The sequence below is a fragment of the Sorangiineae bacterium MSr11367 genome, from assembly GCA_037157805.1.
Classification (GTDB): Bacteria; Myxococcota_A; Polyangia; order Polyangiales; family Polyangiaceae; genus Pendulispora; species Pendulispora rubella.
In genome coordinates this window covers 1,086,375-1,109,159 of sequence record CP089983.1, presented here as the reverse complement: position 1 = coordinate 1,109,159, position 22,785 = coordinate 1,086,375, and the positions used below count along the sequence as shown (strand labels likewise).

General features: G+C 66.6%; 24 protein-coding genes. 18 read left to right on the top strand and 6 right to left on the bottom strand.

Annotated features, from left to right (window positions below):
* Positions 1-785 precede the first annotated feature (785 nt).
* The 10 genes from LVJ94_04825 (at position 786) to LVJ94_04780 (ending at position 11,438) form a co-directional block, all read left to right on the top strand.
* Positions 786-1,262, top strand: coding sequence for a hypothetical protein (locus LVJ94_04825; GenBank protein WXB06568.1), 477 nt, complete (start codon positions 786-788; stop codon positions 1,260-1,262).
* A gap of 67 nt (positions 1,263-1,329) precedes the next feature.
* Positions 1,330-2,958, top strand: a complete 1,629-nt coding sequence (locus LVJ94_04820; GenBank protein ID WXB06567.1) for an adenylate/guanylate cyclase domain-containing protein — start codon at positions 1,330-1,332, stop codon at positions 2,956-2,958.
* 26 nt (positions 2,959-2,984) lie between these two features.
* Positions 2,985-3,854, top strand: a complete 870-nt coding sequence (locus LVJ94_04815) for a hypothetical protein (protein ID WXB06566.1) — start codon at positions 2,985-2,987, stop codon at positions 3,852-3,854.
* Positions 3,855-3,910: 56 nt separating this feature from the next.
* Entirely contained in the window at positions 3,911-4,774 is an 864-nt protein-coding gene (locus LVJ94_04810) for a 50S ribosomal protein L11 methyltransferase (protein ID WXB06565.1), read from the top strand.
* A gap of 60 nt (positions 4,775-4,834) precedes the next feature.
* Positions 4,835-5,515 (top strand): 16S rRNA (uracil(1498)-N(3))-methyltransferase, encoded by a 681-nt coding sequence (locus LVJ94_04805; protein WXB06564.1) that lies wholly within the window; start codon positions 4,835-4,837, stop codon positions 5,513-5,515.
* 67 nt (positions 5,516-5,582) lie between these two features.
* Positions 5,583-6,389, top strand: a complete 807-nt coding sequence (dapB, locus tag LVJ94_04800; protein ID WXB06563.1) for a 4-hydroxy-tetrahydrodipicolinate reductase — start codon at positions 5,583-5,585, stop codon at positions 6,387-6,389.
* Complete coding sequence (locus tag LVJ94_04795; GenBank protein ID WXB06562.1) at positions 6,386-8,353, top strand: CocE/NonD family hydrolase; 1,968 nt, start codon at positions 6,386-6,388, stop codon at positions 8,351-8,353. The genes dapB and LVJ94_04795 overlap by 4 nt, the downstream gene beginning before the upstream one ends.
* 135 nt (positions 8,354-8,488) lie before the next feature.
* On the top strand, positions 8,489-8,722 hold the full coding sequence (locus LVJ94_04790; GenBank protein ID WXB06561.1) for a hypothetical protein: 234 nt from the start codon (positions 8,489-8,491) through the stop codon (positions 8,720-8,722).
* A gap of 67 nt (positions 8,723-8,789) precedes the next feature.
* Positions 8,790-10,319, top strand: a complete 1,530-nt coding sequence (locus tag LVJ94_04785) for a hypothetical protein (GenBank protein ID WXB06560.1) — start codon at positions 8,790-8,792, stop codon at positions 10,317-10,319.
* 3 nt (positions 10,320-10,322) lie between these two features.
* On the top strand, positions 10,323-11,438 hold the full coding sequence (locus tag LVJ94_04780) for a hypothetical protein (GenBank protein WXB06559.1): 1,116 nt from the start codon (positions 10,323-10,325) through the stop codon (positions 11,436-11,438).
* A gap of 3 nt (positions 11,439-11,441) precedes the next feature.
* Here the strand turns inward: LVJ94_04780 and LVJ94_04775 are convergent, their stop codons facing one another.
* Both LVJ94_04775 and LVJ94_04770 read right to left on the bottom strand, forming a co-directional pair.
* The gene (locus LVJ94_04775; GenBank protein ID WXB06558.1) at positions 11,442-12,173 is read right to left on the bottom strand and encodes a hypothetical protein; all 732 of its coding nucleotides are present in this window, start codon (positions 12,171-12,173) and stop codon (positions 11,442-11,444) included.
* Positions 12,174-12,242: 69 nt separating this feature from the next.
* Positions 12,243-14,648, bottom strand: coding sequence for a hypothetical protein (locus LVJ94_04770; GenBank protein ID WXB06557.1), 2,406 nt, complete (start codon positions 14,646-14,648; stop codon positions 12,243-12,245).
* A 77-nt stretch (positions 14,649-14,725) separates the two neighbouring features.
* On the opposite strand from LVJ94_04770, the gene LVJ94_04765 reads away from it, so the two are divergent.
* The 3 genes from LVJ94_04765 to LVJ94_04755 are packed head-to-tail and all read left to right on the top strand — an operon-like array spanning position 14,726 to position 17,069.
* Positions 14,726-15,538, top strand: a complete 813-nt coding sequence (locus LVJ94_04765) for a hypothetical protein (protein WXB06556.1) — start codon at positions 14,726-14,728, stop codon at positions 15,536-15,538.
* A complete protein-coding gene (locus tag LVJ94_04760; protein ID WXB06555.1) occupies positions 15,535-16,383 on the top strand; it encodes a hypothetical protein in 849 nt (282 codons plus the stop codon). The genes LVJ94_04765 and LVJ94_04760 overlap by 4 nt, the downstream gene beginning before the upstream one ends.
* Positions 16,383-17,069: a hypothetical protein gene (locus LVJ94_04755; protein WXB06554.1), complete on the top strand. Its 687-nt coding sequence runs from the start codon at positions 16,383-16,385 to the stop codon at positions 17,067-17,069. The genes LVJ94_04760 and LVJ94_04755 overlap by 1 nt, the downstream gene beginning before the upstream one ends.
* A 161-nt stretch (positions 17,070-17,230) precedes the next feature.
* Here LVJ94_04755 and LVJ94_04750 read toward each other — a convergent pair whose 3' ends face one another.
* The 3 genes from LVJ94_04750 to cysE are packed head-to-tail and all read right to left on the bottom strand — an operon-like array spanning position 17,231 to position 18,750.
* Entirely contained in the window at positions 17,231-17,491 is a 261-nt protein-coding gene (locus tag LVJ94_04750; protein WXB06553.1) for a hypothetical protein, read from the bottom strand.
* Positions 17,488-17,982, bottom strand: a complete 495-nt coding sequence (gene smpB, locus LVJ94_04745; GenBank protein WXB06552.1) for an SsrA-binding protein SmpB — start codon at positions 17,980-17,982, stop codon at positions 17,488-17,490. Before smpB ends, LVJ94_04750 begins: the two co-directional genes overlap by 4 nt.
* A 6-nt stretch (positions 17,983-17,988) precedes the next feature.
* Entirely contained in the window at positions 17,989-18,750 is a 762-nt protein-coding gene (cysE, locus tag LVJ94_04740) for a serine O-acetyltransferase (protein WXB06551.1), read from the bottom strand.
* A gap of 93 nt (positions 18,751-18,843) precedes the next feature.
* Here cysE and LVJ94_04735 point away from each other — a divergent pair, with 93 nt between their 5' ends.
* Positions 18,844-19,416 carry an NUDIX hydrolase gene (locus tag LVJ94_04735; protein WXB06550.1) on the top strand — a complete coding sequence of 191 codons (573 nt, stop codon included), beginning with the start codon at positions 18,844-18,846 and terminating at the stop codon, positions 19,414-19,416.
* 15 nt (positions 19,417-19,431) lie between these two features.
* Here LVJ94_04735 and LVJ94_04730 read toward each other — a convergent pair whose 3' ends face one another.
* Positions 19,432-20,484, bottom strand: a complete 1,053-nt coding sequence (locus LVJ94_04730; GenBank protein WXB06549.1) for a protein kinase — start codon at positions 20,482-20,484, stop codon at positions 19,432-19,434.
* Between the two features lie 297 nt (positions 20,485-20,781).
* On the opposite strand from LVJ94_04730, the gene LVJ94_04725 reads away from it, so the two are divergent.
* From LVJ94_04725 to LVJ94_04710, 4 genes are read left to right on the top strand one after another with little or no spacing between them, the layout of a single operon-like run.
* Positions 20,782-21,084, top strand: coding sequence for a (2Fe-2S) ferredoxin domain-containing protein (locus LVJ94_04725; protein WXB06548.1), 303 nt, complete (start codon positions 20,782-20,784; stop codon positions 21,082-21,084).
* A gap of 25 nt (positions 21,085-21,109) precedes the next feature.
* Positions 21,110-21,373 carry a hypothetical protein gene (locus tag LVJ94_04720; protein WXB06547.1) on the top strand — a complete coding sequence of 88 codons (264 nt, stop codon included), beginning with the start codon at positions 21,110-21,112 and terminating at the stop codon, positions 21,371-21,373.
* On the top strand, positions 21,357-22,103 hold the full coding sequence (locus tag LVJ94_04715; protein WXB06546.1) for a Smr/MutS family protein: 747 nt from the start codon (positions 21,357-21,359) through the stop codon (positions 22,101-22,103). The genes LVJ94_04720 and LVJ94_04715 overlap by 17 nt, the downstream gene beginning before the upstream one ends.
* Positions 22,100-22,783, top strand: coding sequence for a hypothetical protein (locus LVJ94_04710; GenBank protein ID WXB06545.1), 684 nt, complete (start codon positions 22,100-22,102; stop codon positions 22,781-22,783). Before LVJ94_04715 ends, LVJ94_04710 begins: the two co-directional genes overlap by 4 nt.
* Positions 22,784-22,785 lie beyond the last annotated feature (2 nt).

Sequence of the window (22,785 nt, the reverse complement as noted above, 5' to 3'; positions counted from 1 at the left end):
AAGCTTCCCTTCCGCGAACCCTTGGACAAGTGAGCCTCGGCCAATGCGCGCTCGGCGCGAAGCATGTAGATGATCCAAGGCAGGTCTACTGCGATGGATAAGATGAACCAACCGGGAGCCAGAAGTCCAAAAAAGCTTGGAGAGTGCGAAGTAGAGCACCGTTCCGAGTGGACACACGATCGCGAGCGTGCGCGGTGCAGCGTGGGTAAGCCCACGCCGCGTACGAACCACGTCGATGCGACGGCACAGCGCTCGATGGAGAACGAAACGCCAATAGTAGCTGTAATAAGGAATGATGCAGCGCAAAGCCACGAGGTTTGGCGTCATCGATTGGAAACCGATCACGCGATCACGCTTCGGTAGGCGCTGCCAAAACGCGCGCTCCCATCCGACCCGGACGAGTCCCGATGAAAACCACAGCAGCCATGCGCCACGCTCGGTCGCGTCGGTCGACCACTCCAGGAGGCGGGGCAGCATCAACAAGCGAACGCCCCACGCGGCAAAGCGCAGCGCCTCGATCGCGACGAACGTGTAAAACCAGGCCGACGGCACGCGATGGGACGTCGGCTGCGGGGCAACCAATTGGGCTTCGGGTGCTGCGTAGGGATTCGCGGGGTCGAGGGACATGCTCGTGACGTTGGGAGGGAAATGGGATCGCCGTAGATCCAGCCGTGGATCGCATCCTCTCCGTGTGGAGGGCAAATTTCGACGTTGGCGCCGCAAATATCCGCGTTTGCGTGACGAATCGCGGTGGGACTCTTTTCTGCATAGCCCTCCACGCCACCATGAGAACTCACCTGCTCACATTTCTCTTGGCCACGTTCCTCGGGGCCGGCCTGCTCTCGGCGTGCGGCGAAAAAGGCCCGGTCGATCCGGACAAGGACGGAAAGTCCGTCGAGAGCCAGTGGACCTTCGACGACGTGTACGCGATCTTCGAAGCGCGCTGCGTGAAGTGCCATTCGGGCAAGGGTGATGGCAGTGGCGCGAGCGGGAACCTCACGCTGACCCCGAAGGCGGAAGCGTACGCAAACCTGATCAACAAGCCCGCAGCCGGCGGCAAGTGCAAGAATCCCGGAGAGGGAAACGATCCTTACATCCGGGTCAAGCCCGAAGACCCGGAGGGCAGCTTGCTCCTGCAGAAGGTCAAGGGCACGCACGGGTGTGGCGATCGGATGCCGCCAGCGGGCGCCCCCACGCTCACGGCCGAGCAGATCAAAACGATCGAAGGTTGGATCGAAAATGGCGCACTGAATCCACCCTAATGCTTCATCCTAGGGACCATCTTCCGCGCTCGCCGAAGCCGCCCGGTTTGCGCTACATGGTGTCCCGATGGCATCTCATTCGAAGGCAGCACCTCGAAATCGCGAAATACGACGAAGGGATGCCGAGCCCGAGCAGCTCAAGGCGCTGCTCCATCTGCACGCGCTCGTCGACGACATCGTCGAGGATGGGCTCGTTCACCGCCGCAACCTTGCGGAGGTGATGCACCATCTGCTGCCTGCGGTCGTGCAGGCCGTCGGCGCGAAAGGCATCTTCGTGGCCAGCTACGGGGAAGACCTCGTTCACCACGTCTTTGCCGAGCCCGCGGAGCTGGACGTGCTCGAGCACGAGGAGATCCTCACGCGCACCAGCCAAGAGCGACGCGAAACCGTGGTGCAGATCTTCGGCCGTGACCTGGTCGTGGCGCGCCCCCTCGACGTGGCCGGCGAGTGGTTCGGCGCGGCAGGGCTGGTGTTCGAAGCGCACGAACCACGTCCGCACGAGCACCTGGCCGATCTGGCCAACATGATGTGCGAAGAACTCGACAATTACCTCTACGCGATCCACGTCTCGCGCGAGAAGCACCAGGTCATGATGGAGCTCGGCGTCGCGCTCCGGCACCGGGTGCTCGGCGAAGGGCTGAAGCAAGCCATCGCCGTGCTGGGTCGCGCGGTGCCGCTGGGTCGCGTGCTGCTCGTGTACGTCGCGGAGGAAGAGCCGGGTGCGGCGCTGCACATTCAGCTCTACGAGCAGGGCGAGTTGAAGGTCGACACCATGATGGACGTCGCGAACCACGACGTGGAGACGATTTGCCGCGAGGGCGACGACTACCTTCACGACCGCGGATATGCCCTTTTGGAGCGATTCGGCTTCGTCGACGCCCGCGAAGAAGTGCTCATCAACGGCGTGACCAAACGGGTCGTGGTCGGCAAAATCCTGGTGACCTCGAAGAGTGGCTCGTTCAACACGTACGACCGCGAATTGCTCGGCACCTTCGCCGGATTCATTCGCCAGCGCGTCGTCGATTTCAACAAAGAATGGCGCCACCTTTCCGGGAGCTTCCGCCCGCAAGACGTGGCCCGCCTCCTCCAAAGCGACGACTACGAGCAAAAATATCTGCAACCGCGCGAAGAGGAAGTCGCCATTCTCTATGTCGATATTGCCGGCTTTACGCGACTATCGGAGACCATACTTCGATTGCCCAGCGCCGTGGCCGAGCTCGTGGAAGGCTGGAGCAAGGACGCCGTCGACTTGGTCTGGAAACACGGCGGTGTATTCGACAAAATGGTCGGCGACTGCGTCATTGCCTTGTTCGGCCCCCCCTTTTACGAGGCTGCACCGGGCGAACGCCTCGCCGCGGCCATCCGGTGCGCCGTGGCCATCCGCGAAATGACGCGCGCCCTCCCCCAGCGCCCCCAATTCGCCCGCCTCCGCGAGACCGGTATGGGCGTGGCGACGGGCGTCAACCTGGCGCCCCTCTTCGTCGGCACCTTCGCGCCGAGCAACAACTTCACCGGCTTCTCCAGCGGCATGAACAACACCGCCCGCCTTCAGGGCTGCGCCATCCGCGACGAAATCCTGGTCATGGCCGACGCCATCACGCGCCTCCCCGAGGGCGCGGAGTTCCAATTCGGCACCGAGCGCACCGCCGTCGTGAAAAATGTCGCCGTCCCCCTGCGTTTCCGGGCACTGCGCTAGCGCCCTCGGCGTATCGTAGGTGGCCCATGCGGCGGCATCGAACAGGCAAATGCATCGCGGCGTTGGCCCTCGCCCTCGTGGCGATGAGTGCGGCGGCGCAGCCTGGACCTGCGGCGTCGCGCGATCTCGTGGGGCGCGGGAAGCAGCTTTTCGACGATCAGCGGTACGAAGAGTCCATTCAGACGTTGAGTGCGGCACTTCTTCGGCCGAACAACGCGGACGCGGACAAGCTCGAGATCTACCGCGTGCTCGCCTTGGATTTCATCACGCTCAACAAGAAGGAAGAGGCGGAAAGTGCGCTGCGCGGGCTTTTGGCGCTCAAGCCCGATTACGAATTTCCTTCTTCGGAATCGCCCCGCTTTCGCGATTTCTTCACGGCCATTCGCGATCGATGGGTGGCCGAGGGGCGCCCTGGGTTGGTGAAGCCCACGGCCCCGCAGGCGCCCGTCCTCATGGCGCACACGTCGCCGCCCGAGTGGCCGTCGGATCGCAAAATCACGCTGTCGGCGCGGCTGGCCGATCCGCAGCATCGCGTGACCGGCGTGCAGCTTCTCTATCGAACGGGCTCGCACGGCAAGTTCAGCACCGTGGAGGCCACCATGGCGGACGATCTCGCGCATGCCACCATTCCGGCCACGGCCGTGCGCCCGCCGCTGGTCGAGTATTACATCGAGGGGATCGATTCGGGCGGCCTTCCCATCGTCTCGCGTGGGGATGCGAGCGCGCCCTTGCGCATCGCGGTGCCCGAGCCAAAACGAGCGGGGTGGGTTCTGCCCGCGGCCATTGGCGGCGCGGTGTTGGGGGCAGCCATCATCATCGGAGGCCTGGCGCTCACTGGCGTCTTTTCCAGTGGCAGCGATGCGCGCACATCCACCGTCAGCGTGACGGTTCGCTGAGGGCGCTACGATTCACGAGACGAGCTTCGGTCATTCGAGCTACTTAGGAAGACACGGTGAGCCAACCCCGATTTTACTTCGTCGTCGTCGATGTCGATCCTTTGCTTGCAGAGGATGCAGGCGTGCTGTTCTTCGAACTCGGTGCCACCGGTGTCGAAGAGCGCGATCAAACCACGCTGGTGAAAGGTCTCGTCGACAAGACGACCTTGGTGGCGAGCTTCTCCTCGCAGCAAGAGGCTGAAACGGCGCGCGACGAGCTCGATCCCGCGTGGCTTCCGCGCATCGAGGAGCTCGTGGGCGATGCCTGGCGCGATGCGTGGAAAGAGCACTTCCGCCCCTTCGAGCTTTGCCCGGGCGTGGTGGTCCATCCCCCGTGGGAGAAGTACGCCGGCCAAGCCGAGCACCTTCTCGAGCTCGAACCGGGGCGCGCGTTTGGCACCGGCCTTCACGAGACGACGTCGCTGGTGGCCACTGCGCTCCAGACGCATCGTGCGACGTATGCCGGTGGGCAGGTGCTCGACGTGGGCTGCGGCAGCGGCATCCTCGCTTTGGTGGCCCTCGTCCTCGGCGCCGGCAACGCCCGCGCGGTGGACAACGACGCGGACGTCATCGGTGTGGCGCAGGAAAATGCCGAGCGAAACGGCCTTCAGGCGCGCCTCGACGTCGACACCACGCCGGTGGGCGACATCGCGCCCGAGTTCGACATGGTGGTGGCCAACATCGAGGCCGACGTGCTCGTGACCCTGGCCGCGCCCATTTCGGCGAGGGTCAAGCCGGGCAAGCTCCTCGTACTCTCGGGCGTGCTCGGGACCCAGCACGATCGGGTGCGCGCAGCCTATGCGGATTTCGAAAGCGTCGCCTCGCCGGCCCGCGGCGAGTGGGTGGCGTTGATCCTACGCCGGCCCCACGCGAACGGGTGATGGCCCTTGGCAGCGCCGCTGCGAGCCCCCATCGCCGATCTGCGTGAGGGAAGGTGCACCGTGCGCGAGGACACCGCGCACTACCTCACGCGGGTCCTGCGGCTCGCCGTCGGCGCGACCTTCGTCGCATTCGATCCGGCCACCGCCCGCGAGGCGGATGCCACCATCGCGTCCGTCGACCCTAGCGTGGTGCTCCAAATCTCCGCCTTGCGTGCCGCACGGGTCACCGCCCGACGCCCTTTGACCTTCGTGCAAGGCCTCGCCAAAGGCGACAAATGCGACGCCGTCGTGCGCGATGCCACGGAGCTCGGGGCCACCTGCGTCATCGTCGCCGAGTGCGCGCGCAGCGTGGTGCAGCTCCAAGGCGCACGGCGCACGTCGCGCCTCGAACGATGGACGCGCATCGCGCAGGAGGCAGCACGCCAATGCGGCCGTGCCGATCCACCACGCATCGAGCTCTTGCCGTGGAAGGACGCGGTCTCGACGCTCGAGGACGATGCGCAGCGCTTTTGCCTGCATGTGCACGAGGCGCTGCCTCTCGGCCCCTTGCTGCTGGAGGCGCTTCGCACCGAGGGCGCCCCCATCGCCTTCGCCGCCGGCCCCGAGGGCGGCCTGACCGCGGACGAAGTCGCCTTGGCCATGACGCAGCGATGGCAGTGCGTATCCCTCGGCGCTCTGGTGCTGCGCACGGAGACCGCCGCCGCCGCCGTGTTGGGCGCCGTGCGCGTTCTCGATTCGTGACGGTGGCACCGGCCATCTCGCCAGATTGGCCCTACTCGCCGCGTGGATGAGCCCTATTCTGCCAAGCATGACCATTCGGGTAGCGATCGCGGGGGTTACGGGAAAAGTCGGTGGGCCGCTTGCAAAGGCGGTGCAGCAATCGAATGACCTCACCTTGGTGGGCGCGATGGCCCGCACGAACACGGGGCGCAACGTGGGCGACGTGCTCGGCATCCCCGGACTCGACGTCCCCATCCGCCACACCGTCGCCGAGGCGCTGTCCGTGCCGTGCGACGTGTTCATCGACTACACGCGCGCCGATGCCGTGAAGGGTCACGTCCTCGCGGCGCTGGAGCATGGCGCCCACGTGGTCATCGGCTCCTCGGGGCTCTCCGAGGAGGATTTCGCCGAGATCGACGCCGTCGCCAAAGAGCGTGACCGCGGGGTCTTCGCCGCGGGCAACTTCGCCATCACCGCGGTGCTTTTGCGGCGCTTCGCGCTCATGGCCGCCGCGGAGCTCCCGTCGTGGGAAATCATCGATTACTGCTACGAGAAGAAGGTCGACGCGCCGAGCGGCACCACCCGCGAGCTGGCCGCGCAACTCGACAAGGTGCGCGAGCCGCACTACCACGTTCCGGTCTCGTCCACCGTCGGCCACCGCGATGCGCGCGGCGCGAGCATCGGTAAAACGCAGGTGCACTCGGTGCGGTTGCCCGGCTACACCATGTCCTTCGAGGTCATCTTCGGCACCGGTGCCGAGCGCTTGACGATCCGCCACGACTCCCTGGACGCCGCGGGTCCCTACGTCGGGGGAACGTTGCTCGCCGTCCGCAAAGTGCAATCGCTGCGGGGCGTAGTGCGCGGACTCGATAATCTATTGGGGAACGGCACATGAAACTCGCCGTCGTCACGTTGGGCCTGGCCACGGTGGCCTGCGGCGTGGCCCCACCCAAAGCCGTCGCCGAACCGCGAAAGCCTGCCGCAGAAACCGATGCACCGCTCATCGCGCGCGAGCTGAAAGACAACGGCGAAGTCGCCCAGGCGCTGCGTGAATATTATACGAAGTACGAATACCGCATTCCCATGCGCGATGGCGTGCGGCTGACGACCATCGTCTACGTACCAAAAGACCGCTCGCGGACGTATCCCATTCTCATGGCCCGCACGCCCTACAGCGTGCAGCCTTACGGCGAAGATCGTTATCCGGCCGCCGACGATCCACGCCTCATGGAGAAGATAGCACCGTCGCAACAGCTCTTTCGCGACGGCTACATTTTCGCGCGGCAGGACGTGCGCGGGCGCTTCATGTCCGAGGGCACCTTCGTGGACATTCGCCCGCACGCACGCGCCAAAGGCGAAATCGACGAGAGCACGGATACGTACGACACCATCGATTGGCTGGTGAAAAACGTGCCGGGGAACAGCGGAAAAGTCGGTATGTGGGGTATTTCCTATCCCGGCTTTTACGCGGCACAGGGCGCCGTCGATTCCCACCCGGCCCTCAAAGCCGTTTCGCCGCAAGCCCCGGTCACCGAATGGTTCATCGGCGATGACTTTCACCACAATGGCGCGTTGATGCTCGGCGATGCGGTCGACTTTTTCTCCCCCTTCGGCAAACCTCGCCCGAAGCCGACGAAAAAGGTCGATTGGAGTTCATTCCGCGACGAGACGGATGCCTACGAATTTTATCTGAATCTAGGTCCCCTCTCCAATGTGAACGCGCGTCATTACGAAAACAAAGTTGCATTCTGGAACGATATGCAACAACACGGCGTGCGCGACGAATTCTGGAAAGCGCGCGACCCTCGTCCGTATTACAAAAATGCCAAACCGGCCGTCATGACGGTGGGCGGTTGGTTCGACGCCGAAGACTTGTTCGGCGCACTGGAGACGTACCACACCTTCGAGAAGCAGAGCCCCGGAGCGAACAACACGCTGGTCATGGGTCCGTGGGCGCACGGCGGCTGGGCGCGCGGCGAAGGCGATCATTTGGGCGACGTGACCTTCGGGCAAAAGACGTCGGCCTTCTACCGCGAGAACGTCGAGTTTCCCTTCTTTCAGCGCTATTTGAAGGGCAAGCAGGTCGCTCCGCCCGCCGAAGCGTGGGTCTTCGAAACGGGGGCGAACGCGTGGCATCGCTACGCCGCATGGCCACCGCCAGAGGCGAAGCCGGTGTTCGTCGCCTTCCACGCCAGCGGCAAGCTGTCCTCGGCCCAAGTCGCGGCGAGCGAGGATCCGACGGGGTACGATGCGTACGTGAGCGATCCGGCCAAGCCCGTGCCCTATCGGGATCGCATCGCGACGCGGGTGAATCACGATTACATGACCGAGGACCAGCGCTTCGCGTCACGGCGGCCCGACGTACTCACCTATTCGACCGGCGATCTCGAAAGCGACGTGACCCTCGGCGGGCCCATCGAGGCAAGCCTATGGGTGAGCACCACGGGCACCGACGCCGACTTCGTCGTCAAGGTCATCGACGTATACCCGGCGGACTACCCGGATCCGGTGCCGAACCCCTCGGGCGTGCACATGGGCGGCTACCAACAACTGGTACGCGCCGAAGTGATGCGCGGGAAATTCCGAACGAGCTACGAAAAGCCGGCCCCTTTCAAACCGGGCGAGCCCGCCCTGGTGCGCTTCACACTCCCCGACGCGTTCCACACCTTCCGCTCCGGGCACCGCATCATGGTGCAAGTCCAGAGCAGCTGGTTCCCCTTGGTCGATCGGAATCCGCAGACCTTCACGGACATCTACCACGCCACCGAGGCGGATTTTCGCGCGGCCACGCACAAGGTCCATCGGACCCCGCAGATGTCCTCGGGAATCAAGGTGGGCGTGATCCGCGGGCGGATTTAGCGAGCCGATACAACTACCCGTGTCTGACGTCCGATAATGGAACGTTATCGGACATCAGAATGGCCATGAGCACCCGATGGCCAAAGAAGAGCTCGATGGTCACGGAGGGGCGGGGAGACGTACACTATGGACGCGATGCAACCCCTCAAAGCCCAGGTACGCAACGGCCGCCTCGTGCTCGACGAACCCACGGATTTGCCCGAAGGCGAAGTCGTCGAACTTTGGCCAGCCTACATCGATGGGGATGAGATGGACGATGAGGAGCGCGTCGCTCTGAACGCGGAACTCGAAGCGGCCGAGCGAGAATACGCGGAAATCGGCGGCGTCAGTGAAGAGCAGCTCTGGGCGACGCTGCGAGCAAATCGGTGAGGCTGGAGCTCTCGCCTCGCGCCATGCGTGAAGGCCGTGGGCGCAGCATGCTACGCTCGGGGGCTCGATGCTCGAGCGGATTGCGCTTCACCAGACTCGACTGAGGACACCCGGGCTCGGGCTCGATGCCAAGGGGGTCGCGCTGGGTGCCAAGGGGCTCGTGCTCCTGCCGTCCATCGATCGGCTCGTTGCGTTGCTTGCAGTGTACACGCAAGAGCATTCGCTCGAGGATTTGATGCCCAGCCTCGAGATCCAACTGGTGCGCTCCAAGTTGGGCACGCGGGAGATGACCCTGTCGTTCGCGGCCGAGTCGAGCGACAGGATGGATCGCATGGCCGAGACGGCACGCCTCACCGGCGGGTTCACCTTTACGGGAACCAACCGGCACTTCGTGCAGTACCGCGATGCCGCGGCGCCGTTCGGGTACGACACGTCGCAACTTCTGGCGACCGACGCGGCGCTCTCGCTGTACCACGATCGCTTTACGCAGGCGTACGAGTTCGATCGGCTCATCGAGCTGCGGGCGCTCCTTCTTCGCCTCATGCCGCATGCCGATCCCTCGACGTACACCACACCCGGGACGCGGTACCTGGTGGCCGAACCGGGCCTGGGCCCCGCCCTGATTCACTACTTGGTTCGCTCCCGCGTCGAGGGCGAGGTGGCCGTGGGCGAGTGGCCGCCGGCCAGCGCCTTCGACGAAGGGCCGATTCGCCGCACCATCGTGCGCGTGCCGGAGCTGCCCGAGCGCATGCGCCCGCTGATGCAGTCCACACCGGGCATCGTCACGTTCTTTCCCGTGGGGCCGGGCGTCGCCGTCGAGGCGGGCTACCGTCACCCGGTGCAGCTGCGCGCGTGCCCGGTGTTCGATCCCAAGGGGCTGGTGCTCCTGCGCGGGCGCGACGAGGAGCCGTGGGTGCTGCCGCAGATGCCCCAGATGGGCGACCTTCGCGTCTTCGCGCGCATCGAGTTGCGCACGGAAAATGCCGCGGGCCCGGCGACCGCGCAGGCCGTGCGCAAGCCTGAATCGGTGCGCGTCCCGCTGAGGGTCACGCCGTCGACGGCGCCGTGGCGGGGCGTGACGGCGAGTTGGATCAAGCAGGACGAGATCCCGCTGTTGCGGCGGCTCGCGTACGCGCTGCCGCGCGAGACGGTGCAGCGCACCCAGATTGCCGTCACGCAGCGTGGGGCCTTTCTGCGCGCGTCGCTGGGCATCGAGGCGATCCCGCTGGGCACCTTCTTCGTGGAGATTCACCCGAACCTGTACATCCCTGCGGGTTACGACGTGACGCCGGCCGTGGCGCCGGAGGTGCTCTACCGCGCGCTGGGCGCGCCCGCGTCGCAAGTCCTCTTCGTCACGCCCAACGAAGCGGCGCTGGCCATCGAGGCCTCGGCCTTCGTGCCGCTCGAGCTTGCGCTCATCGAGGCGAAGCCGTGGGATCCTCTGGTGGCCGACACCATCGAGGCTGCCCTGGCGGAAGCGCCCATCGATCTGCGCGTGGAGCCGCTCGGTGCGTTTCCCATGAGCGGCGTGGAGTCTCCGACGGCGCCGGAAACCCAACGCGATCTCGGGAGCCCGCAGCCCGTGGAGGAGGAGTAGCGCGTGGCGAAGCTGGACCTCGGGAGCATTGCCGAGAGCCTGTTCGTCGATTTCATGGCGCCGCTCGTGCTCGGCGGGGAAATGACGCCTGGACGGCCCATCGGAGGGCGCGCGGCGTTGACGCTGGGGCTCGATCGCACGGTGACCGACATCGACCGGCGATCGCATGTGCAGCTTGCACGCATTCGCACGGCGCGCCGTTTGGCCCCGCTCGATCGGCTGCACGATGCACTGCCCGAAGAGTGGGCGCTCGCCGCGTGCCTGCACGACCTCGTCCAATCGACGCACCATGCGCTGGACGGGCTGTTTCGCGGACGTGCCACGGTGAAGCTTCGCACCGTCGCACTGGAGACGCTCAGCCGCATTCCCAAGCCGCGCAGCGTGGCCGAGGCCCTCTCGCGGCACACGTGGTTCGGGCGCATGTTCGAAATCACGCGGCTCGACACCACGGTTTCGTGGTGGGTGGGTTCGCGCTCGTTCTTCGGCTCCACGCCGCCGCCGCGGCTGATGACCTGGCCCGACCTGCGCCGCGTCCACGTGAAGAAGGCGCAGACGTTTCTCACGGACTTGCCCATTCACGGCGAGGAGGAGACGAACGCGCGGCGCGCGCAGAAGACGGCCTTCGAGCAGGCGCTCACCGTCTTCTTGCACCACACGCCGCTCACCGATCTGGCCACCTTGAACCGCGCCTCGCCCGGCTTCGCCTGGAGCCGCGAGACCTTGGCGCTGACCGCCACACGCGCGGGGCGCACCCTCGTGGGACGTGCACTGCGCCCCTTGCCCGAGCCCATCGTGAACGCCGCCCTGGGACGCGCCACACGTGCGCTGCTCGCCGCCGGTGCGGGGCCGCAAACGCGTGTGGCCGCGGCGTTGCTCGCGGACCTTGCCCTCACGAACGCGCAAAAGGCCATTTTGCGCGCCCAGAGCGCGCCGCCCGTTTCGTCGTTCGAGGCGCCCGACGAGGCGTTCGCACGCGTGGCCGGCGCGGTCGTGGCACGGAAAGAGATCGCGCACTCCCCTGCGTTTTCACACGCCGAGCGCGCGGCACTCGATGCGTACCTGCAGCCGGTCTGCGAGAGCGCGCTGGGACGCGATCTCGCGGCGAGCCTTACTGCCTAAGCGCTACTTCTTGCCGTCGTTCTTCGCAAAGGCCGCCTTCTCGGGGGCCTCTTCGAGCACGTCGATCTTCGTGTAGGTGAGGATGCCGCTCAGCGGATCCGAGGCGATGCCCGACGACGACTTGGAGAAGTTCACGCCGTACTTGCCGGTGACCTTCACCTTGGCGCCGACGGAGGGGAGCGGGAACGGCATGTCGATCGCCCAGAGCTCGTCCTTCAAAGGCTCCTTCGGCGGCTCCTTGAGGTTCTTGTACTTCTCGATGGCGTCGTACACGTTCGCGAAGTTCGAGGCCCAGCCCATCACCTTGATCTGCGCGCCCTTCGTATCGCCCTTGGTGTCGGCGATGGTGAAGGTCGGAATGTCCGTCTTGCAGTCGTCGGGATCCTTCTTGCCGGTCTTGTGAATGGCACACGGCGGGGCCGTGGCGATGTTCGAATCGACGATGTAGCCGACGACCGTGATCTCTTTTCCGGTCACGTCCGCGTTGTGAATGCTGCTGCGAAGGTGATGGATGGCTCCATGAACCGTGTATCCGTCGCCCGACTTGATCGGTGTGGTCGGAAGCGAGGGAACGGGCGGCAAACTCGCTTTGCGTCCGCCCGACCATGCGGGGAGCGGCTTGTACGGTTCATCGGCGTTGCTGCTGCATCCGACGAACGCCGCACTGGCCGAAGCAACGACTGCGAAAGGCACGAGAACCGCTGTGAAAAACTTCACCCGCTTCGCGATTTGCATGACAAAAAACAGGTATCACGGGCAAAAGCGTTAAAACAAGCAAACGGCTTTTCGCGTTCCACAGCTCAACTAAAGCAGCCGAATTCCCGGTCGTGGCGCTCCGGTTCCTGCCTCCGGCTCCGTGTGCGAAAGCTCGAGGGCGTCGATGTCGGCAGCGCGAATGACCAGGCGGACGGCTCCGCCGAGCCCCTCCTCGCTGACGTGCGCTCCGCCCAACCCCGCGGCGCAGCGCGCCACGAGCTTTCGGACCAGTGCCTGCAGCTCCGCGTCCTCCCCCGGAAAGGGGTATTCGACGAGGCGGGCATAAGCCGCGTCCTCCAGGCCCACGGGGCTTCCCAGGATGCGCATGCCTTCGCGCGCGAGGCGATCGGTGAGGATGGCCCGCACGTCTTCGGAGCGGTCGCGCAGGCGGGGCAGCACGATCGGCTGATCCAGCGCGTCGGCCAGGCGGGCGGCCAGCGCGTTCTCGAGGCGGCCCGAATGAAGAAGCTGGTCGGCCTCGATGGCGCTGGTGAGCACCAGCACGGTATCGAGGGGCCTCGCGGTCTCCCAGGGCATGCGCCGCTCGGCGAGGGCCTGACCGATGAGCCGCTGCACATCGTTGGGGAGCGCCACGCCGTCGACCAGCACGAGGGCGCCGCCATCGGAGAGCGCCAAAGGGGACACCACGGGATCCGACCATCGCGCGACCTCGTGCTCACGCGCGGCGGTGCCGTCGACCAGGACGAAGGGGCCATCGCGGCGGGCGCCGGCGAGGTGCGCGCGGGCGATGTACGGAATGGGGTCGATGCCGCTCTTGGCCACGACCACGGTGGCCACACCGGCCTTGGCGCGCCGCTCGAGGGCGTCGTAGGCCAGGCGCGCGGGCGGCGAATAGATGCCCACGGTGGCACGGCGCGCCCAACGCATGGTCGCACGGGCGTGGCGCGAGGCCTCCACCGCGGCATCGTGGCGCAGTCGTTCCACGGCCTCCTCGGCCTCCTCGACCTTGCGCACGAGATCGCGTTCGCGCTGGCGTGCGCGCGCCGAGGCGCTCTTCGAGTGGCAGGCGGCGGCGAGGCGATCGGCGAGCCGCTTGAGCGCGCGCACCTCTTCGAGGGTGAACGGATCGGTGCGTTCGCCGCGGGGCAGCACGAGCAGGCCCTCGGGCTCGCCGTCGCGCGTGACGACGACACAGGCGAGCGCACCGCGGTCATCCATCCAGCGCAGCACGGGGCGCAGATCGGGACGGCGCACCTCGAGGGCCTCGAGCACCTCGATGCGGAGCACGGCCTCGCGCTCCATGCAGGCGACGGGCACCAGCTCCGGGAGGAGCATTTTTTCCTTCTCGTGGGCGTAGCCGGCCAGATCGATGCGCAATACACGCATCGGATCGAAGGTCCAGAGCTCGGGCGAAGGTGCGCTGGGCCCTGCGGGCTCGCGCAAGGCCACGAGCACCTCGCGCAGGGCATCCTCCGGATCGTTGCGGAGGAGCGCGTTCTCCGCGGTCACCATGGCGTCGAGCCATCCGCCGCGCGCAGGGCGGAGGCCGGTGGCCATGCGCGAAGCGATGCGGCCGAGGAAGGCCGCCCCGATGGTGGCGCCACAGGCGATCCAGCCCGCGTCGAAGGGGCGGTCGCTGGCGATGAGCGACGCCAACAAGGTGAGCGGTGCGAGGGCGCCGGTGAGGACGATGCCCAAACGCGAGACCCGCGCGATGGTGACGGCGTCGCGATGGAGCGAGACCGCCACGACGAGGACCGACGCGAGGGTCATCCCGAAGCGCACTGCGCGATCGGCCACGACGAGTGCCCCCATGGCCAAGACGGAGGCGATGACGACGCTGGCGGCGAGGATGGCCGCGGACGCGCGAAAGCGTTCGGCGACCCCCAGCTCGAAACGGCGCTCGGTGCCCGTGCGCACGCATCCCGCGAAGAGCGCGGTGCCGCCAAAGACGCCCAGGGTGGTGGCGAACGGCCGTGGGTGTGCGCGAAAGATGGAGTCGGCATCGAGCGCGGCCACGAGGTGGGCGTAGCCGGCCACGAGCCAGAAAAATACGATACCTCCGTAAATGGCCCAGGTGATCCGCCGGTCGCGGCGCCAAGTCGAGGCCAGCGAAGGGGCCGGTTCGACGGCATCCATCGCGCGCGCCGCCGCCACGCAGGCGATAAGGGCACCGATGCTCCCGAACGCGTCGGCCCAGCCCGGTGCGGGGGCACCCGCCATGGAGGCCAGCACGAGGCCGAGCGCCCACTCCACGAGGGCCGCATTCGTATCGGTGCGCCATGCGGCGTGCACGGCGAGGCCGATGGCCGTGAAGGCCATGCACCAGCCGCTGAAGTCGAGCCCGGACCGGGTGGTGCCGTAGGCATCGAGCATCTCGCCGCGGTGGGCGGCCGAAATGCCGTAGAGAATCGTGGCGAGAAAGGGAAAGAGGGCCCGCCGCGCGAGAACGCGCCGCCACCAAGACAACTGCGGCGGAGGTGAGTTCATCATCGGGAGGGTCGTCTTTCTCCCGGCAAGCTTGCCCTAGATCAAGTCTTTTCGCGTAGTATTCGAGCGAAATCGCGAACATGCCGGCGCCGATACGCAATTACCTGGGCCAAAAGCCCGATCGAAGCCTGGTGGCGCTGGGGACCGTGCTCGCGCTCGGTGGGACGGTGCCGCGGCTGGCCCTCGGCGTCGCGGGGGTGACGACCTTGACCGCGGTCGTCCTGACCCTCGTGCTGGCCCGTCTGGAGAGCCACCCACCGCTGGAGCTCATGGCATCGCTGACGGCGAGTGCACTGGCCTGGGGTGCCGGGGTGCTGCTCTCCTTCGCCAGCGCCCTGCAGGCTCTGCGTCGGGACCGCGACGAAGGGATTCGGCAGCTGGCGGGCGCACGGACCGGGGAACGCGCGACGGCGTCGTACCTTTGGGCGCGGGTCGCGGGGCTCGCGGCGGCGCTGTTCGCCATGATTGGCGGCGGGGTGGCGCTCGCGGGCCTGGTGGCGATGCTGGCCGCGCGACACGCGGGGCTCGTGTTCCAATGCGCGCAGTCCACGGTGGCATCGCTCGTGTACGCCGCGGGCTTTGCGGTGACGATGGCCCCCATCGCGATGGCGGTGCTGGGGGCGCGCTCGCGCGCGGGTGGGTACTTCGGGGTGCTCGTTTTGGTGTTCTTGCCCGAGCTGCTCCTCGAGTGGAGCCGCAAGATCCTTCCCGAGCCCTGGGGTGAGCTGGCATCGTTGCCGTCGGCCCTCGCCTCGCTGCGGGGGGCGCTCATGCCGGAGCACGTCGATGCGCTGCGCTTCGTGCGCGCCGCCGTCGTTCTGGGGATCGCCGCGGCCATCGCGCTGGGCTGGCTCGCCTACCAGCTTTCCCGCTTGGACGAGGAGCGTCGATGATCGAGCTCGAGCACGTCCGAGCGCGGGTCGCGCCCATTGGCCTCGGGCCCGTTTCGTTGCGCCTTCCCGCCGGAATTACCGCGCTGCAGGGCACCGCGCAGGACGGGGTCGCGCTGCTCCTCGCCGTGCTCGCGGCGCGCGTGCCCGCGCAGGGCCGCGTGAGCCTGTTCGGGCTGACGCCGCACGACGCACGCCGCGCGATCGCGCACGTGCCGCTCGACGCGGTGTTGCCCGATGCGCTGAGCGTGACGGAAACGCTGGAGCTCGCGCGCACGGTGCGCGGCGATGCGGAGGCCGCACCGGCAGCCGCACGCCTCGCGGAGATGGGACTCGAGGCCCTCGCCCCGCGCCGCGTGCGCAGCTTGGACGCGCGGGAGGTTCGCGCGGTCGCACTGACCGAGGCGCTCACCTCGAAGGTGGTGCGCGTGATCCTCATCGAGGAGCCGTTCGCCACGATGGATGCGCGCACGCTCGCGGTTCTTCCGGGGCTGCTGCGGCGGCGCGCCAAAGAGGGCGCGTGCATCGTCATCGCGACCGCATCGGCACGCGATGCCCGCGACATGGCGGACCAACGGTTCGTCGTTCAGCACGGCGTCGTGGTGGGCGACGCCAGCCTGCGCCAGCCTGCGGAGCTCCACGTCGTCTCGAGCGATGCGCGCATCCTCGCGGGCGCACTCGCACGGGAGACCGCGGTCGCGGAGGTGGTGGCCAGCGATCAGCGGATCATCGTCCGCGGGAGCGATCCCTTGGCATTGGCCCATGCGGTGGCGCAAGCCGTTCTCGCGTCGGGCGTGGAGCTCGATTCGATGCGGCTCGAGCCTTCGCCGCCGGAGGTTGCACCCTGATGCAGGCACTCGCGCAGGTCCCGTTGGCGCGCCTCACGCGCTCGCCGTGGGCGTGGCTTCCCGTGGTCTTTTGGAGCGCCGTGGCCATCGTCGTCGCCTTCGGCGCACGAAGCATGGGTGGAAGCGGCGGTGTCGATCGTGCCCTTCTCGGTGGCTTCGGCAGCGTGGCCGTGCCGCTCCTTTCGTTCGCCATCGTGGGTACCACCGTTTCGAGCGACAGCCTCAAAACGGCCATCCGCCCCGTCGTGGCCTTCGGCGCCTCCCCTGCCCACGCCGTCCTCGCCACCGTGCTCACGAGCATGCTCGCCAGCGCGGTCCTCAGCAGCATCCTGGGCATCGTGGTGGTCCTCGTCGCCGGCAGCGCCCACACGGCCTCCGACCTCGTGTCGGCCTTCTGGATCGGCGCCCTCGGCGGCGCGTGCTACGCGTCGTGGTTCTCCTTCGGCGCCACCTTCGGCCAACGCGGCACCGGCCGCGCCACACTCCTCGTCCTCGACTACGTCTTCGGCGCGAGCTCCGGCGGCACCGTCAGCGCCATCGCACTCGTCACCCCACGCGGCAACGTCCAGAGCCTCCTCGGCGGCGTCTCCCCCAGCGAGGTCTCCCAGCGCACCAGCTCCGTCGCCCTCGTCCTTCTCACCGCCGCCTGCCTACTCTTCACCCTGCGCCGCACCCGCAACGTGTGAACGGAGAGAGAATTCACAGGAAGACGGGAAGACGGGAAGGTTTTTTTGGGATTCCAATTTGCCCAATGGGCGAACTGGAACCCCCCCAAAAAAGTGTTCCGTGATGTCCGTGCCGTAAGTCCTTCCCGTCTTCCCGTCTTCCTGTAAATCCTCTGAGGTCTCTAGCCGGCGAGGGACTTCAAATGCTCGCGGGTTTCGCGGGTGGCGTCGATGAGGCGGCCCTCCAGGACGAAGGAGCCGTCTTCCTGCCGCTTCGAGCCGTGGATCTTCACGCGCACCTTGCCCGTGTCGCCCACCAAGATATCTCCATCGATGCGCGAGCCGGGGGGCGACGGGATGCTCGAGCGAAGCGAGATGGACTCGCCCTCGACGCGGGTGACGCGGGCTTCGCCGCCCTTGGCCCAACGAATGTGCGCGCTCATACGTTTCCTTTGCGGCCGCGGCCAATGGCGGCGCGCGCCTCGCGGTCTGCCGTTTTGCGCGCCATGTCCTGCCGCTTGTCGAGGGTCTTTTTGCCCTTGCCGAGCCCCAGTTCGACCTTCACGAACCCATTCTTGAAGTACAGACGAATGGGCACCAACGTGTACCCGTCGCGCTGGATGCGCTTGCCGATCTGGTCGATCTCGCGCGCGTGCAGCAGCACCTTGCGCGGACGGCGTGGCTCGTGGGGGAAGGCGCTCGCTTGCTCGGTGGGCGCGATGGTCAGCTGCTTCAACCAGAGTTCGCCCCGGTCGACGCTGGCGAAGGCGTCCACCATTTCGACACGGCCGCTGCGGAGTGATTTCACCTCGCCGCCGAGAAGCACGAGCCCGCCTTCGTAGTGGTCCTCGATGGAGTAGTCGAAGAACACTTTCTTGTTCTTCACGATCAGCTTTTCGCCTTTGATTTCGGCGGCTTCTTTTTTCTTGGCCATGACGGGTCATCCACCATCGACGGGCGGAAGTTCGTCTCCCTCATAAGGCAAATGGACGTTGTTGTCGCGCTCGTCGTTGTCGATGTCGAGGCGCGCTTCCACCTTGGCAAGGCGCTCGCGCAGCCGCTCGTTCTGCGCGGCAAGGGCGCGGATCATGTCGCTGATGGGGTCGGGCAGGTTCGCGTGGTCGAGCGCTGCATCGAAGCGATGCTTCGCCGGTACGATGACCCGCGCGGGAACGCCCACCACCGTGGCATCGGCCGGAACGGGGCGGATGACCACGCTGCCCGAGCCAATGCGCGCGAAATCGCCGATCTCGATGGCGCCGAGGATGCACGCGTTCGACCCGACGACGACGTTCTTGCCCAAGGTAGGGTGGCGCTTCTCGTGCGTCAGCATGGTCCCGCCGAGGACCACGCCCTTGTAGAGAAGACAGCCATCGCCGACGACCGCCGTCTCGCCGATGACGACGCCCATCCCATGGTCGATGACCACGCGCCGGCCGATGCGCGCGCCGGGGTGAATCTCGATGCCCGTCATGAAGCGGTTCACGTGGCTGACCGCGCGGCCGCCGAAGTAAAAGCCCGAATCCCAGAGATTGTGCGCGACCCGGTGGAACCACAAAGCGTGGAGCCCCGGGTAGACGAGGATGACCTCGAGCGCCGAGCGGGCGGCCGGATCGTTGTCGCACACGGCCTGGACGTCTTCCCGAATGACGGAAAGCTTGCGCGGAAGGTCTTTCATCCAGCGAACGGCGCGTCGCAGCATCGTGGGAAACATATAGGGCCTTGGCGAGCGCTTCGCACGGGGGAAAAAGCAGCGATCTCTGGCAAAAAGCACGTACTACAGTCTGGCCGGCCCATGAAAACACCGCCCTTCACCTTGCCCGCCCCCCGCCTGAGGAAGTGGACCCTCTCCAACACGCGCTCCGAAGGCAGCTTCCGCGTGTTCGACGTCCTGCACCACGACGTCACCGATGGCAACGGGGCGTCGCGACGCGATGTGTACACGATGGCGTGCCCCGATTGGAGCAACGTCGTGGCCATCACGCCCGACGATCACGTCGTGCTGCTCTGGCAGTACCGCTTTGGAAGCGACGCGCTCGGGCTGGAGGTCCCCGGCGGGGTGATCGAGGCGGACGAAACGCCGGAGGCTGGCGCCCGCCGCGAGCTCCTCGAGGAGACGGGCTACACCGCGAAAGATTGGGCGCTGCTCACCACCGTCGAGCCGAACCCCGCGCTATCGAACAACCGGTGCCACATGTTCGTGGCCCGAGGGGCCGAGCTCACGCACCCCACGGCGTGGGACGAACAAGAGGAGTGCGAGGTGTCCCTCGCGCCGGTCTCGCACATCGCGCAGCTGCTCGACGAAGGCGCAATCACGCACTCCCTCGTCGTGGTCGCACTCGAGCGCTTCCTGCGGTCGCTGCGCTAACTCGATGACGCCAACTCAACGACGACTATGGCGCGCCGGTGCGGTCTTGTCCGGCTCGATCTCGGTGTCATCGTCCGAGGTGAAGATGTCCCGCATCGCGTGCTGCAAGAAGATCCGATTGTCGCCGACACCGAGCGGCAAGCTCGCGCGCCGCAGCTCGAAGGCCAGCGCACCCGCATGCGGGAAGCGGTTGGCCGGCTCCACCTCCAGCGCGCGCGTGAGAATCGCCGCGATGGGCTCGTAGAGCCTCGGCGCTAGCACGTCCATATCCATGTCGCCGGCGCGGACGCGGGCAAAGGCATCTTGGTCGTTGATCGACTCCGGCCAGCGCGGGCCCACGAGCATCTCGCGCAGGATCATCCCGACGGCGAACACGTCGGAGCGCGCATCGGGGCGGCGGCCCTTGGCCACCTCGGGAGAGAGCGTGGCCGCGCGGCGAGCGAACGAGCGGATGTTGCGCACGCCCGATGCGATGCGCGTGGCCTGCGCGAGCCCGAAGTCGGTGATCTTCACTTCACCGTTCCACGAAATGAGAACGTCCCGCGCCGACGGCTCGCCATGGATCAAATTGAGGAGCGCGCCCTCGAGGGTGCGCGCATCGCGGGCGCCGGCGAGGCCTTCGGCGATCTCGGTGACGATGAACAGCGCGAGATCCGGCGGGATTTTCCGCCCGACGCGCGCATACGCATCGATGAAGGCCTCCAACGTGCGACCTTCGATGAGTTCGCTGAGGACCACGGGCGCGTGCCCCTCCATCGTGACCTCGTAGATCGTGGCCACATTGGGATGATTCACCTGCGCCGACTGCTGCAAGGCCTCCAAGATGTCCGGCAGCACCTGCTCTTGCTCGTCGTGCGCCACCGCGTCGATGACCTTCACCGCGACCCGCCGGCGGATGCCCTGCGCCGATTCCAGGACGCCCGAGAGCACGACCGAAGCGTTGCCCCGCCCGAGGCGCTCCCCGAGGAAGACCTGCCGCTCCCCCGGAAGCGCGATCGTGGGCCGGCGCGGCGGATCGCTCTTGGCGTCGGCAGAAGATTTGGCGGGGGGCGAATTCGACCAGGCCATGACGTTCTTTGGAAGGGGCGGCAATTAGGAGGTCGAGAGCGTGGAAAGGTTCGCGGAGGTCGTTTCCTCATGTGGGATGCAACGAGCGAACCGCCGAACGTGCCTGTAGTGTCACATGGTCGTCACGCACAGCCGTTGTGTCTCATTCCAAGGCTCGATGCGGAAACGGCACGAAAGGCTCTGTTTTCGAGAATGGGGGCTGCAGGGAACACGCAATCGTGCGCGTGTTCGCGAGAATGCGCGAGGTGGACCCACGGTGCATCCGGATCCTTTATGATCCGGATTCGGTGATCCAGCGTGAAAGCGGCCACGTTTCGTCCCAGAGTTCATTTCTTCGTGTGCTGCAACCGCCGGGAGAATTCCCCCCTCGGCCCGGGTTGCAGCGCACGGGGCGACGCCGTCTATGCCGCGCTCAAACGACGCGTGCAGCAAGACGGACGGATTCAATCGGTTTGGGTCACACAAACCGGTTGCCTAGGCATCTGTCCGGCCAAAGGGGCCACCGTGGCCGTCTACCCCGAGCAAGCGATCGCGACGGAGGTCGAGCCGGCCGACGTCGATGAGCTTTACGCGGCGGCGGTCGGAAACGGTCGCGTCTGAGCGGCGTTCTTGGAAGAATTGGCCCATGCCCCCTTCGTTGACGCTTCACTTCGACGAGCTCGAGCTCTTGCTGAGCGAGATGGAGAACCTCCAGCGCAAGAAAGTGCTCGACCTCGCGCGCCGACTCAAGCCAGGCGTCGTGTTCGAAGATTTGCAAAATCCGCATGATTTTCCCGAGCTTCAGGACACGGACTGGCACTACGAAGACGGAGTTTTGACGGGCATCAAGAGCGTGCAGACGGCCATTTCGAGGCTGCGAAAGGAGCGCGACGATGGCGAAAAAGCCTAAGGCGCCCGACGGGCCCTTCTCCGGACTGCGCGAACTTCGCGACAAGATGGTGCAGGAGGAGAAGCAAGCGAAGGAGGAGAAGCAGAAAAAGGCCGCGCCAAAGGCCGCGCCGCGCCCGGCATCCTCTTCTTCCGCTTCGGGGCGCTCCAAAGCCCCCTCGAACAACCCCGAGGAGGACGCGCTCGCGTTCCACCGGCTGGTCGCCGGGGTCACGCCGCTCGATCAAACGCGCGGCCGGGTTGCTCGGGCGGCCCACGGCCGCGACGAGCCGAAACAGCCGCGCCCCGACCCGCGCGAAGCCATCCGCCAGGAGGTGGACGAGGTGCACGAGCACTTACGCGCCCTGGTCGAAGGCGGAACGCGCTTCGAGGTGTCCGACGACGGCCGGCACGTGGAAGGACGGCGCATCGACGTGCCCGCGGATTGGGTCCGCCGCCTCCGGCGCGGGTCGCTGCCCATCGATGCGACCCTCGACCTGCACGGCCAGCGGGCGGGTGAAGCGAAAAGCACCCTGGAAGCCTTCCTCCAGACGATGCGCGAGCGCGGCGAGCGGTGCGTGCTCGTCGTACACGGCAAGGGCGAGCACTCACCGGGCGGGCTCGGCGTGCTGCGCGGCGAGATCGGCGCGTGGCTTTCGCAGGGAAGCTCGAGCACGCATGTCGCGGCCTTTGCCAGCGCCCATGAAGAGGATGGTGGCACGGGCGCCGTCTATGTTCTCCTACGCCGGTGAATTTTCATCTACGACATGGCGCAGCGGTGATCTTGGGTGCGGTAGTGCTCTTGGCCGGCTGCGCAGAGACCACGCCCGCCAACGTCGAGCGGCCGACGGTGGCCGAGCCGGGCTCGGACGGCGATACGTTGCTGAGCTTCGACACGAACCATTGGGGTGCGTTCCACTCGAAGCGCTTCGGGCTGACCCTGCCGGTACCCGAGCCCAAAAATTGGGCGGTGGACGATCACTCGCAGCGCGACCTCATGGTGCGGCACCCGAAGACGCGCTCCTTCGTCCAGGTGTACGCCACGACGGAACCGAGCCTGGTCAATCGACAGCGATGCGAGGAGCGGGCGCGCGCGCTCGGCATCGTACCGGAGACGGCGGCGAGCAAAGTCACGGCGCTCAAGACCGTGGAGGACGAGGCGACGGTCGGTCCAGGTGCCTACGACACGCGGATCTGGGTCGCGATCGCGCCCGGTGCCACGGACAAAGATCCCATCGTCGGCCATGTCTTCGCCTTTGGCGGGTATGTGCGAAAATGCCTCTTCTTCCACTTCCAGACCGAGGTGGCCTCGGCCCGTGACGAATCGGCCCTTTCCGCGCGGCTCGCGCTGGTGAGGACCCGCGTGCTCGGCTCCGTTGCGCTGGACGATTTCGACAGTGTTCCGAAGGAGAACGTCCGAAACGTAAAGTAGTG